The sequence below is a fragment of the Paucibacter sp. TC2R-5 genome, from assembly GCF_025717605.1.
In the GTDB taxonomy this organism is placed as follows: Bacteria; Pseudomonadota; Gammaproteobacteria; order Burkholderiales; family Burkholderiaceae_C; genus Paucibacter_A; species Paucibacter_A albus.
Map to the genome: position 1 here is coordinate 353,567 of NZ_JAJIRQ010000005.1, position 12,536 is coordinate 366,102.

Genomic DNA, 12,536 nt, shown 5'->3' on the forward strand with positions numbered 1-12,536 from the left:
AAGCCCGATCAGGAGAGCCGCATGAAAAGCACCTTGCCCGATGTCTTTTGCTATCTGAACGGTGAATACACGCCCTTGGCCGAAGCCAAGATCTCGGTGATGGATCGCGGCTTCATCTTCGGCGATGGCGTCTACGAAATGCTGCCGGTCTATGGCCGGCTGCTGTTTCGTTTTGAGAGCCATATGGATCGTTTGGAGCGCAATCTGGCCAAGCTGCGCATCGAAAGCCCGCTGCTGCGTGCCGAATGGCTGGAGATCGCCCGCAAGCTGATTTCTAAAGTGGACGCCGAAGACCAGGCGGTCTACTTGCAAGTGACGCGCGGTGTTGCACCGCGCAACCATGTCATGCCGTCGCAGATCAAGCCGACGCTGTTTGCCTACAGCAGCCCGGCCAAGCTGGTCAGTGCGGAGGACAGGCATCACGGCGTGTCCTGCATCACGGCGCGGGACTTCCGCTGGGAGCGCGGCGATATCAAGAGCACCTCGCTGCTTGGTAATGTGTTGGCGCGGCAAATTTCGGCCGATCAGGGTGCGATGGAGACGATTCTCTTGCGTGATGGTTTTCTGACCGAGGCCTCGGCCTCCAATGTCTGGATCGTCAAAGAGGGCGCCTTGCTCGGCCCGCCCAAGAGCGAGCATGTGTTGGAGGGGATCAGGGTCGAGTTGCTGAAGGAGTTGTGCGAGGAGGTCGGCATTGGCTACAAGCTGCGGCCGATCTCGGAAGCCGATCTGTTTGCGGCCGATGAAATCATTCTCAGCTCCTCGTCCAAGGAGGTCTTGCCGGTCACCAAGCTGGATCATGAAGCGGTCGGGCATGGGGCGCTGCGCGGCAAGCCCGGCCCGGTCTATGCGCGGCTGTACGAGGCCTACCAACGCGCCAAGTTATTGCAATCCATTTGAGCCAGCCATGAGTCATTTGCCCCCCATCAATTTGCCCCCGGACATCCCACCGGAACAGTCGCTGATCGAGTACCCGTCTAAGTTCCCGATCAAGGTGATGGGCACCCATGTGGACGGTTTTGTCGAAGCTATCGTGATGGTGGCGCGGCAGTTCGACCCCGAGTTTGATGAACAGACCATCGAGCGCCGCCCCAGCAAGGCCGGCAATTACCTGGGCCTGACCATCACCGTGACGGCGACCAGCCGCGAGCAACTCGACGAGCTATATCGGACGCTGAGCACGCATCCGATGGTGAAGATAGTCCTTTAAGCCAGCATCTTTAGGTCGTCGGCTCCAGCGCCAGTCGCCGGTCGATATCGATCAGCTTGCTCGGCGCGGCCTCGTCGCCATTGCGGGCGGCAATGTCATACCAGTAGCGTGCCAAGCGCAGATCGGCCGGCAAGCCAAGCCCCGTTTCATACATTGAGGCGAGCAGGTATTGCGCTCCGACATCGCCGCCTATGGCCGCTTCGCGGAACCAGCGCGCCGCTTGCTTCATGTCCAGTGGCGCCCCGCGACCCAGGTAGTAGGCGGTAGCCAAGGCCACTTGCCCATCGACGCTGCCATGCTCGGCCGCGCGGGCATACCAGACCGTAGAAGCTGCCAGTTCGGGCTTGCCGAGCACGCCTTGCTCATACAGCTGACCGAGTGCCAGTTCCGCGCGCACCAGCCCCTTGGCTGCAGCGCGCTCCAGCAGGCGCTTGGCCTCGCGGGGATTAGGCTTGGGCAGCTCGGCGCGCAAATGCATCATGGCCAGGTTGTAGTCACCCAAGGGGTCACGCTTGGCAGATAGCGCGGTGAAGCTGCGCGCTGCGGTTTTCAAGTCCCCCGACTCATAGGCCTCGACCGCGAGTTCCAATGGCGTCGCAGCAGTCTGCGCGCGGGGGCTGCCGACCAGCGCCGCCAGCATCAGGGCTACGGCAAACGAGGACTGAAGACGAGTAGACATGGGCTTCCTTGGCAATTGAGGCGTGACCTTAACTGAATCTGTGTCGGCCCGCAGGACTCAGGCCTTACAGCCCGGCGCTACGATAGCGGCATGATTCTTGTGAAAACCTTGGGCCTGGTGGATTACGAGGCCACCGTCGAAGCGATGCGGGCTTTTACCGAAACGCGCGGCCCCGATACCCCCGATGAATTGTGGTTGTGTGAGCATCCGCCCACCTATACCCAAGGCCTGGCCGGCCGCGCCGACCATGTGCTTGAAGCGGGCGGCATTCCGGTGGTGCAAACCAACCGTGGCGGCCAGGTCACTTATCACGGCCCAGGTCAGGTCGTCGCCTATCCGCTGCTCAATCTGCAGAGGCTCGGCTACTTTGTGCGCGAGTATGTATTCAGGCTGGAAACGGCCGTCATCCAAACGCTGGATGGCTACGGCATCACCGGCCACCGCGTCGCCGGAGCGCCCGGCATCTATGTGCGCCTGGATGATCCGCAAAGCCATGCCGCCTTGACCGGCCCGGTCGATCCGCTGAACCCTTTTGCGGGCTTGGGTAAGGTGGCGGCACTCGGCATCAAGGTCAGCCGCCACTGCACCTACCACGGCGTGGCGCTGAATGTGGCGATGGATTTGCAGCCCTTTGCTGGTATCAACCCATGTGGCTATGCGGGGTTGGCGACGGTGGACCTCGTTACACTTGGGGTTTTTGCGGATTGGCCGACTGTGGCCGCGCGCTTCGGGGAGCGGCTACAAGCCCAGCTGGAGCGCTGAACAAGCATGGAGTTTGGCTGGCATGGCGACCGAGAACATCACTCACGAAGCGAAGACGGGCGAGGCGTATGACGCCAGCGCCAAACAAAAATCGCAGGCCAAGACCGCCCGAATCCCGATCAAGATCGTGCCGGCCGAAACCCTGAAAAAACCCGACTGGATCCGCGTCAAGGCCGGCTCGCCGTCAACCCGTTTCTACGAGATCAAGCAGATCCTGCGCGAGCACAAGCTGCACACCGTCTGCGAAGAAGCGTCCTGCCCGAATATTGGCGAATGCTTCGGCAAAGGCACGGCCACCTTCATGATCATGGGTGATAAGTGCACGCGGCGCTGCCCGTTCTGCGATGTCGGCCATGGTCGGCCCGACCCACTGGACGAAGCCGAGCCACTGAATCTTGCCAAGACGATTGCCGCCTTGAAGCTCAAATACGTCGTGATCACCAGCGTGGACCGCGATGACTTGCGCGACGGCGGTGCCGGCCATTTCGCCGAATGTATACGCCAGGTGCGCGAACACAGCCCGATGACGCAGATTGAAGTGCTGGTACCCGACTTCCGTGGCCGCGCCGACCGCGCGCTGGACATCCTCAAGGCCGCGCCGCCGGACGTGATGAACCACAATCTGGAAACCGCGCCGCGTCTGTATAAGGAAGCCCGGCCCGGCTCAGACTACCAGTTCAGCCTGGACCTGTTGAAGAACTTCAAGGCGGCGGTGCCCGGCGTGCCGACCAAGAGCGGCATCATGGTGGGCCTGGGCGAAACCGACGAAGAAATCCTGCAGGTGATGCGCGATATGCGCGCCCACAACATCGATATGTTGACCATCGGGCAATACCTGGCGCCGAGCGGTCACCACCTGCCGGTGCGCCGCTATGTGCACCCGGATACCTTCAAGATGTTCGAGGAAGAAGCCTACAAAATGGGCTTCAGCCACGCCGCCGTTGGCGCGATGGTGCGCTCCAGCTATCACGCCGATCAGCAGGCCCATGGGGTGGTTGCGGGCAGCTGATCGCCAAGCCCAGACAAAGAAAAAGGCGCTGAGTTCAGCGCCTTTTTTTCATGGGGCCAGCAGCCTGCTCAGCCCTCAGCCCTCAGCGATCCGCTTCGCCAAATGCGCTAAGGCTTCTTCGACCTGGTCGACCAGAACCAGGCATAAGTCACCGGGCTGCAAGCGCGCCAAGGCCTTATCGATGGCCACAAACTCGCCGCGGATCTCATCGATGAAGGTCGTGCGCTCCGCACCCACCAGGCCTTCGCGCAGCAAGGCCAGCACTTCGCCGTCCGAGCGGCCGCGCTGGCAGGCGTCTTCGAACAACAGCACATCATCAAAGGCGGCGCCCAAGATAACGGTCTGCTCGCGGATGTCCTCGTCGCGTCTATCTCCCGCGCCGCTGATCACGACCGAGCGGCGCTTGCCTGGCAGGGCCGCCACGGCGCTGACCAAGGCCCGCATCGCGTCGGCGTTATGGCCGTAGTCGGCGATCACGGTGGCACCGCGATAGTCCATCACATTGAAGCGACCGGGCGCGTTGTCGGCGTCATTGGCGAAGCTGGCCAGACCACGGCGCACGGTGTCCCAGTCCAGGCCAATGCCCCAGGCGGCGGCGACCGAGGCCATCGCGTTTTCGATCTGGAAGCCGATCGCGCCATTGCGGGTGATGGGGATGTCGCGCAGCGCAATGTTCTCGCGCCATGAGCCTTGCGCGGCCACCAGCATATCGCCGTCGATATAGACACAGCGCTTGCCCTGCGCCCGGTGGGTAGCCATCAGCGGGTGGTGGCGGTCGGAAGCAAAGAAGATGATCTGGCCCGGGCAGACCTCGGCCATCTTGGCCACCACCGGGTCGGCGGCGTTCAAGACCGCATAACCCGAAGCAGCGACGTTTTGCACGATCACGCGCTTGACCAGGGCCAACTCGTCCACCGTGTTGAGGAAGTTCATGCCGAGGTGGTCGCCGGCGCCCAGATTAGTGACGACAGCCACTTGGCAGCGATCAAAACCCAAGCCTTCACGCAGCACGCCGCCGCGCGCGGTCTCAAACACCGCAGCTTCAACGTCCGGGTGCATCAGCACATTGCGCGCGCTCTTGGGGCCCGAGCAATCGCCGCTGTCGATCTGGCGGCCGTCCACATAGACGCCGTCGGTATTGGTCATGCCGACCTTGAGCCCGCAGGTCGCGAACAAATGGGCGATCAGGCGCGAGGTGGTGGTCTTGCCATTGGTACCGGTGACGGCGACCACTGGGATGCGACCGTCTTCGCTCTTGTGGCCATGGCCATAGAGGTGGGAGATGATGGCCTCGCCGACATTGCGGCCCTTGCCATAGCTGGGGCTCAGGTGCATGCGCAGCCCCGGTGCGGCGTTGACTTCAACCACGCCGCCATTGATTTCTTCCAGCGGCCGCAGCACGCTCTCGGCCACCACATCGACGCCGCAGACATGCAGGCCGACCACTTGTGCGGCCGCGATTGCACGCGCCGCCACTTCGGGGTGCACATCATCGGTGACATCGGTGGCGGTGCCGCCGGTGGATAGATTGGCGTTATTGCGCAGGATCACCCGCTGGCCCTTGGGCGGTACCGACTCCGGGGTCAGGTCTTGCTGTACCAGGCGTGCGACGGCGATATCGTCGAAGCGAATCTTGGTCAGCGAGGTGGCGTGGCCGTCTCCGCGCTTGGGGTCGGCGTTGACCTTGTCGACCAATTGCTTGACGGTCAGCTTGCCGTCACCGATGACATGCGGCGGGTCGCGGCGGGCGGCGGCGATCAAGCGGTCACCGACCACCAAAAGCCGGTAATCGCTGCCGGGCAGGAACTTCTCCACCATCACCTGGCCGATGTCCTCGGCGGCCTTGTAGGCGATTTCCATATGCTCGCGGGTGACAACATTGACCGTCACGCCCTTGCCCTGGTTGCCGTCGAGTGGCTTGACGACCACCGGCAAGCCGATTTCTTCGGCCACGGCCCAGGCTTCATCGACAGAATCCACTGGCGCGCCAATCGGCACCGGCACGCCGGCCGACTGCAAGAGCCGCTTGGAGAGGTCCTTGTCCTGCGCGATCGATTCGCTGACGGCGCTGGTCGCGTCAACCTCGGCCGCCCAGATGCGGCGCTGTTTGGCGCCCCAGCCGAACTGCACCAGGCTGCCCTGCGTCAGGCGGCGAAAGGGCACACCGCGGGCAAGCGCGGCATTGACGATGGAGCCGGTCGAGGGGCCCAGGCGCACATCCTCGTCCAGCTCGCGCAGCTGCGCCAGTGTCGCGTCGGCGTCGAAGGTGCCGCCGTCGCGGGCGGCCGCGACCAGCTTGCAGGCCTCATTGAACGCGAGGCGACCAACGTCTTCTTCGCTGTATTCGACCACCACCTGGTAGCTGCCGGCTTCCGAGGTGATGTGAGTCTGGCTAAAGGTCACCGGGCAGCCGGCTTGGGCTTGCAGGGCTAGCGTTGCCTGCTCCAAGACATGGGCCAGTGAGATTGGCGTGCGTGTGGCGCTGGCTGGACGCAGGGCGCCGATGCTGGGGAAAAGGGCGCGCAAGCGAGCCTCGAAGTCGGGCATGTCGGCGATCGACTGCTCGGCGGGTGTGCAATGCACCACAGCTTCGATGGCGGTGTGGCGGCTCCACATATTCGGGCCGCGCAGGGCGCGGGTGCGAGAGACTTCCATGGATGGTCTTCCTCGAAGAAATATTGTTTATGAGTAGCGCGTGCTCAGGCGGCGAGCTCAGGCACAAAGGTGTCCAGCCCGGCTGAAATCAGTTCGGGCGAGATGTTCATGGCCCAGGCGGTGGCGACGGCGCCCAGCACGGTGGCGGCATCAATTTCTGCCGCAGCGTCCATGTCGGCAGCTGCGAAGCGCCGCAGCAAGGCGTCAACATTGGCGCCGACCGTTTCGGACTGGCCATGCGCCAGCACGGCCGCACCCCCTTGCAAAAAGACCGCCCGCCCGCCTTGTTCGCGGTGCGCGGCCAGGGCCGGCAGCGTGGCGTCCAGGGCATAGAGCACGACCTCGCCGTCGCACAGATCGCTCATCTCGACCAGCAGCGGCTCAGCCGCATTGAGCACCGCAGCGCCTTCGCCCAAGACCACATCGACTTGCGTGCGCAAGACCTTGAAGAGCTGGTCCGGGTTCATCACGTCGAACTCGGCCAAGCCTTCGATGCCGCCCATATCGGTGACCAAGCCAACTTGGCAGCGGTCATAGGACAGACCGTCACGCAAAATCGCCTCGGCGTTATTTTCAATCACCACCGCGTCGACGCCGCGATTCATCAGCAAACGGTGGGCAGCGTCCCAACGCACGCTGCTCTTGCGTTCCACGCGGCGGGTGCCGAGGAACAAACCGTTGCGGCAGGCCAGGCCCACATGGCGGCCGTTCAGATGCAAGAGCCAGGCCACCAGGCGCGAGATCGTGTGGGTGCCGCGCGAGCCGGCCACGCCGACGATGGGGATGCGGCCGGTTTCGTCTTCGGCAAACAGGTGGTCGATGATGGCCTTGCCAACCGGCTGGGGCATGCCCTCGGCGGGCTTCAGATGCATCAGCAGGCCGGGCCCGGCGTTGACCTCCACAATCGCGCCGCCTTGTTCGGCCAGCGGTCTGCCGATGCTCTCTGCGACCAGGTCAACACCGGCGATGTCCAGGCCGATCACACGCGCAGCCAGGCTGACGGCATGGGCCACATCGGGGTGGACCTCGTCGGTGCAGTCAATCGAGACATTGCCGTTGCGTTGAATCATCACCTGGCGACCGGCCTCCGGCACGCCGTCGATCTGCAAGCCTTGCCGCTCCAAGTCGAGGGCGATCACCGAGTCTTCCAGCACATTGATGCGGTTGAGCGGGAACTCTTCGGTCAAGCCGCGGCGCGGGTCGTTATTGATCTGCGAATCGATCAGCTGAATGACGGTTTGCACACCGTCACCGGTGACATAGGCCACCTCGCCACGCGCGGCTGCCACGACCCGCCCGCCCACCACCAGCAGGCGATGCTCATTGCCGGGGATGTAGCGCTCGACCAGCACCTCGCTGCCGTGCTGTTCGGCCAAAGCGAAGGCTGCCATCACATCGGGGCGGGTTTTCAGATCCAGCGTGACACCGCGGCCGTGGTTGCCATCCGATGGTTTGACGACGACCGGCAGGCCGAGATCCTCGGCCGCTTCCCAGGCTGCTTCGGCGGTTTTGACGGCCACGCCTTCCGGCACCGGCACGCCAACGGCCTTCAGCAGCGATTTGGTCAGGTCTTTGTCGCCGGCAATGCCTTCGGCGATCGCGCTGGTCATATCGGTCTCGGCCGTCCAGATGCGACGTTGGCGCGCACCGTGGCCCAGTTGCACCAGATTGCCGTCGTTCAGGCGGATGTGCGGGATGCGGCGGTCGGTCGCGGCGGCGACGATGGCGGCCGTCGAGGGGCCGAGATAGCAGTCGTCGAGCTTGTCGCGCACGCGCGCCACGGCTGCATTGACATCGAAGGCTTCGTCATTGATGGTGGCCATCAGCAAGGCGTGGCCCTCGGCCAGGGCGCTGCGGGCCACATGTTCGTCGCGGGCCCGGAACACCATGCGGTAGACGCCGCGCTGGCTGGTCGAGCGGGTCTGGCCGAAGCCGGTCGGCATGCCGGCCAGGTTCAGCAACTCGATCACGATGTGTTCCAAGACATGGCCGCACCAGGTGCCTTCGACCAGGCGCTGCAAAAAGCCGCCGCGCTCGCCAACGCCGCAGTGATGCTCGATCAGCGCCGGCAAAGCCTTGGTGATGCGGTCGGTGAAGCCGTCCAGCAGATTGGTGGGCCAGTCTTCCAACTCGCCCAAATCCAGCCAGACTTCCAGCACGGGACGGTAGGTCCACATATTGGGGCCGCGCAAATAATTGATGCGCAGCAGCTTGATGTCTTCTTTCTTGCTCATGTGTGACGAGGAGGTTGAGGGCTGTTTGGGAGCCTGATGCAGGGAGGCGGATTTCTAAACTGGCGCAATTGTGCGCCCTTTGCGGCTGGCTTTGAGGCAGGCTTTGAGGTGCAGGGCCGAGCTGTCGCTAATGCAGGGTTTGAGCAACGTTTGAGCAAGGCTTGGCTCGCGCCGTGGCGTCAATGTGCATGAATTCGGCATTGCCTTGGTGGCGATGAGTGAAAATCCGGACTTGAACCTTGCCGGAGACCCCTTTTGAGGTGGCCGGCCTATAAATAGATTGCGTCATCACATGTCAGTTGAAGTGTCTGTGCAGCACCCCCGATGGCCCGAAGTCCAAGCGCGATTGCTGCCGCATGAGAACGTGCTGGCCCCGCTGGAGGTTGACCTGGACTCGCAATGCCGTTTCGCGCGCGGTCTGCTGGTCTTGACATCGCAGCGTCTGCTGGCCTGGGATCCGGCCAGCGCCCAATGGTCAGACTGGCCGCTGACGGCCGATTTGCGCATGCAGATCTCGGACCATGCCGGCGTCGGCTCGCTGGAACTGCTCAACGCCGAACGGCGCTTGGGGCTGTGGCGCTTCACATTACAAATGAATCTGCAGGCGCAGCGCTGGCAAGATTTGTTCACTCGGCGTATCGAGTCGGGCGGGGTGCAAGAACAGGCTCAAGTCGAGGAAGCGGAGTATTGCCCCAGTTGCCAAGCCCCGCTGCCGCCGGAGAGTGAGGAATGCCCGGCCTGCGCGCGCGAACTGCACACGCCGCCGTCGACCTGGGTGCTGCTGCGCCTGGCGCGTTTTGCCAAACCTTACCAAGGTCAACTCTTGCTGGGCTTTTTGCTGATGCTGGGTTCCACCGGCGCCACGCTGGTGGCACCGTACCTGAGCATTCCGCTGATGGACAAGGTCTTGATCCCCTTCCAGGCCGGCCACAAGATCGATCCCTATCTGGTGGCGCTGATTCTGAGCGGCTTGTTCGGCGCATCCCTGGTGTCTTGGTTGCTGGGCTGGGCCAAGACCTATATCTTGGCCTTGGCCTCGGAGCGTATTGCCGCCGACCTGCGCACCGCGACCTTCGAGCATTTGCTCAGCCTGTCGCTGGAGTATTTCGGCAACAAGCGCACGGGAGACTTGATGTCGCGCATCGGCTCCGAGACCGACCGCATCAGCGTGTTTTTGTCCTTGCATGCGCTGGACTTCATCACCGACGTCTTGATGCTCTTGATGACGGCGACGATTTTGTTCTCGATCAACCCCTGGCTGGCGCTGGTCACCTTGGTGCCGCTGCCGTTCATTTCCTGGATGATTCACTTGGTGCGCGACCGTCTGCGGACCGGCTTCGAGAAGATCGACCGGGTTTGGGGCGAAGTCACCTCGGTGCTGGCCGACACCATCCCCGGCGTGCGCGTGGTCAAGGCCTTTGCGCAAGAAAAGCGCGAGGCGCAGCGTTTCCGCGAGGCCAATGCCAATAACCTCAAGATCAATGACAAGCTGAACAAGACCTGGAGCTTGTTCGGCCCGACGGTATCGCTGCTGACCGAGTTCGGCTTGCTGGTGGTGTGGGCCTTCGGTATCTATCTGGTGTCCAAGCAGGAGATCACGGTCGGTATCTTGACCGCCTTCATTGCCTATATCGGCCGCTTTTATGGGCGTATGGATTCGATGAGCCGTATCGTCTCGGTGACGCAAAAAGCGGCTGCCGGCGCCAAGCGCATCTTCGACATCCTCGATCACCAATCGAATGTGCCCGACCCGGTCAATCCGACGCCGCTGCACAACTGCAAGGGCGGCATACAGATTCAAGACATCGGCTTCCGCTACGGCAACCGGGCGGTGATTCGCGGCCTGTCCCTGGACATCAAGCCGGGCGAGATGATTGGCTTGGTCGGCCACAGCGGTTCGGGCAAGAGCACGCTGGTCAACTTGATTTGCCGTTTTTATGACGTCACCGAAGGCGGCATCCGCGTTGACGGGATTGATTTGCGCCGCATCGGCGTAGCCGATTACCGTCGCCATATCGGCTTGGTTCTGCAGGAGCCGTTTTTGTTTTTCGGCACGATTGCCGAGAACATCGCCTACGGCAAGCCCGAAGCGTCGCGGGCCGAAATCGTCGCCGCCGCGCGTGCCGCTCATGCGCATGAGTTCATCTTGCGCCTGCCGCAGGGCTATGACTCGCTGGTCGGCGAGCGGGGTCAGGGCTTGAGCGGCGGTGAGCGCCAGCGCATCTCGATCGCACGCGCTTTGCTGATTGATCCGCGCATCTTGATCCTCGATGAGGCCACGTCCTCGGTCGACACCGAGACCGAAAAAGAAATCCAAAAGGCGCTGGACAACTTGGTCAAGGGCCGCACGACGATTGCGATCGCCCACCGCTTGTCGACTCTGCGCAAGGCCGACCGGCTGGTGGTGATGGATCGCGGGCAGGTAGTCGAAGAAGGCCCGCACGACGTTTTGATGGAAAAGCGCGGCGCTTACTGGCGCTTGTATGAGGCGCAGGTGCGCAGGGTGGACGCCGATGGTGAGCAAGTGTTGCCGATGCTGCCGCCGAATTTGAATGCACACACGGCGCAGCAATGAGGACGAGCGAGAAGACCATGAGCAGCAATCTGAACCTGTCACGCAACGCCTTTGGCCGCCTATTGCTGACCGATGCGCAGGGCCGTGAGCATGCCGACATCAGCGTCGTGCGGGCTCATCCAATTTCGGCGCCGGATGAGGGTGTGTCCTTGATCGGCAGCGATGGCCATGAATTGGCCTGGATCGAAGACCTGGCCGCCTTGCCTGTGGCCCAGCGCGAGTTGTTGACGGCCGAGTTGGCGAGTCGCGATTTCATGCCGACGATTCAGCACATCACAGCGGTGTCCACCTTCTCCACGCCCAGCCAATGGACGGTCGCGACCGACCGCGGCGAAACGGTCTTCATCTTGAAGACCGAAGAAGACATTCGCCGCCTGCCGGACGGCCGCTTGTTGATCGCCAGCAGCCATGGCCTGCAACTGATGATTCAGGATCGCTTCGCGCTCGACCGGGCTTCGCGCAAGTTCCTGGAGCGCTTTCTCTGATCAAGCGGGCCTGGCGCGCTGCGCTCGTCAGGCCTTGCGTCGGCGTTGCTGCGCTGCACCGGCTACGCAAGTCAAGCCTGCCAGCAGCATCGCCCATGAGGCTGCTTCCGGCACCGGGCTCACACCCGGGCTGAAAATGAAGTGGCCGCCCGCCGGAGCCGCGCCGCTGACCGCAAAGCTCGGGTCCAGCACGGACGAAGCCAAACCGATGGCTGTTCCGTTGTTCGAGAACGCGTTTGCTTCGGCATAGAGCTGCATTTGGACGGTGTAAACCGTGTTTTGCCGCAAATTGACGCTGAAGGGTTGAATCGGCAAAGATGGAGTGCCGCCGCAGGGTTGGTAGGCGGCCGATGTGCTGGCGCTGCTGCAGTGGTAGCCGGTGTACACCGTATCCGATGCCGGGCCTGTCAGCGACAGCTTGCTCCAGGTATAGCTGCGGTAATAACCCCCTGATGGTGCGGAGCCTTGCGCGAGCAAATTGTCGAACGCCTGCACGCTGACGTTCAGCCAGTCATGGCTGCCGGTCGGATTGATGTACGCGAGTTGGTAACTCAGCTTGTTGCTGGCAGACACATAGCCGGTGCTGCCTGTTTGCACCTCGGCGGTGATCGTGGGCGACTGGCCCAGCACGGTGCTGACGCTGCCCCGGCTGCCGTTGACCGAGGACACGGCAGAAAAAGAGCCGGTGCTGTAGTTCCAAAAGGTGTCGCCATAGGGTTCATCGGGCCGCACGGACTGAATCAGGCTTGGATCGGCCAAGGTGATGGCGTGGCTTGGGCCTGCTTGACTAAGGGCAAGGCTAGCGGTGAAAGCGGTCGCTAAGGTGGCGCGCAGCTGTGGATGGCTTGACATAGAAAGAAGCTCCCTGTTGTGTAGGTTGAAGCCGTCATCTTCCGGCCGACCCGGCTAAGCCACAATAGTGGGAAC

The 12,536-nt window shown here is 62.7% G+C and carries 10 protein-coding genes; 6 read left to right on the forward strand and 4 right to left on the reverse strand.

The window, feature by feature from the left end:
* Positions 1 to 21 precede the first annotated feature (21 nt).
* Together LNV08_RS14220 and LNV08_RS14225 are read left to right on the forward strand one after the other, a co-directional pair.
* Entirely contained in the window at positions 22 to 900 is an 879-nt protein-coding gene (locus tag LNV08_RS14220; RefSeq protein ID WP_263534378.1) for a D-amino acid aminotransferase, read from the forward strand.
* A gap of 7 nt (positions 901 to 907) precedes the next feature.
* Positions 908 to 1,210: a DUF493 family protein gene (locus LNV08_RS14225; protein WP_263534379.1), complete on the forward strand. Its 303-nt coding sequence runs from the start codon at positions 908 to 910 to the stop codon at positions 1,208 to 1,210.
* A 10-nt stretch (positions 1,211 to 1,220) separates the two neighbouring features.
* Here LNV08_RS14225 and LNV08_RS14230 read toward each other — a convergent pair whose 3' ends face one another.
* Positions 1,221 to 1,889, reverse strand: a complete 669-nt coding sequence (locus LNV08_RS14230) for a tetratricopeptide repeat protein (RefSeq protein ID WP_263534380.1) — start codon at positions 1,887 to 1,889, stop codon at positions 1,221 to 1,223.
* Between the two features lie 90 nt (positions 1,890 to 1,979).
* Here LNV08_RS14230 and lipB point away from each other — a divergent pair, with 90 nt between their 5' ends.
* Together lipB and lipA are read left to right on the forward strand one after the other, a co-directional pair.
* Positions 1,980 to 2,651, forward strand: a complete 672-nt coding sequence (gene lipB / locus LNV08_RS14235; RefSeq protein WP_263534381.1) for a lipoyl(octanoyl) transferase LipB — start codon at positions 1,980 to 1,982, stop codon at positions 2,649 to 2,651.
* A gap of 22 nt (positions 2,652 to 2,673) precedes the next feature.
* Entirely contained in the window at positions 2,674 to 3,660 is a 987-nt protein-coding gene (gene lipA / locus LNV08_RS14240) for a lipoyl synthase (RefSeq protein ID WP_263534382.1), read from the forward strand.
* 75 nt (positions 3,661 to 3,735) lie between these two features.
* On the opposite strand, the gene cphA (LNV08_RS14245) is transcribed toward lipA, so the two are convergent.
* A complete protein-coding gene (gene cphA / locus LNV08_RS14245; protein ID WP_263534383.1) occupies positions 3,736 to 6,315 on the reverse strand; it encodes a cyanophycin synthetase in 2,580 nt (859 codons plus the stop codon).
* 44 nt (positions 6,316 to 6,359) lie between these two features.
* Positions 6,360 to 8,549, reverse strand: coding sequence for a cyanophycin synthetase (gene cphA, locus LNV08_RS14250; protein WP_263534384.1), 2,190 nt, complete (start codon positions 8,547 to 8,549; stop codon positions 6,360 to 6,362).
* 292 nt (positions 8,550 to 8,841) lie between these two features.
* Between cphA (LNV08_RS14250) and LNV08_RS14255 the strand changes: the two genes are divergently transcribed.
* Together LNV08_RS14255 and LNV08_RS14260 are read left to right on the forward strand one after the other, a co-directional pair.
* Positions 8,842 to 11,124 (forward strand): ABC transporter ATP-binding protein, encoded by a 2,283-nt coding sequence (locus tag LNV08_RS14255; protein WP_263534385.1) that lies wholly within the window; start codon positions 8,842 to 8,844, stop codon positions 11,122 to 11,124.
* Between the two features lie 17 nt (positions 11,125 to 11,141).
* Positions 11,142 to 11,609: a DUF1854 domain-containing protein gene (locus LNV08_RS14260; RefSeq protein ID WP_263534386.1), complete on the forward strand. Its 468-nt coding sequence runs from the start codon at positions 11,142 to 11,144 to the stop codon at positions 11,607 to 11,609.
* A 27-nt stretch (positions 11,610 to 11,636) separates the two neighbouring features.
* Here LNV08_RS14260 and LNV08_RS14265 read toward each other — a convergent pair whose 3' ends face one another.
* Complete coding sequence (locus tag LNV08_RS14265) at positions 11,637 to 12,461, reverse strand: PEP-CTERM sorting domain-containing protein (protein ID WP_263534387.1); 825 nt, start codon at positions 12,459 to 12,461, stop codon at positions 11,637 to 11,639.
* Positions 12,462 to 12,536: the final 75 nt, after the last annotated feature.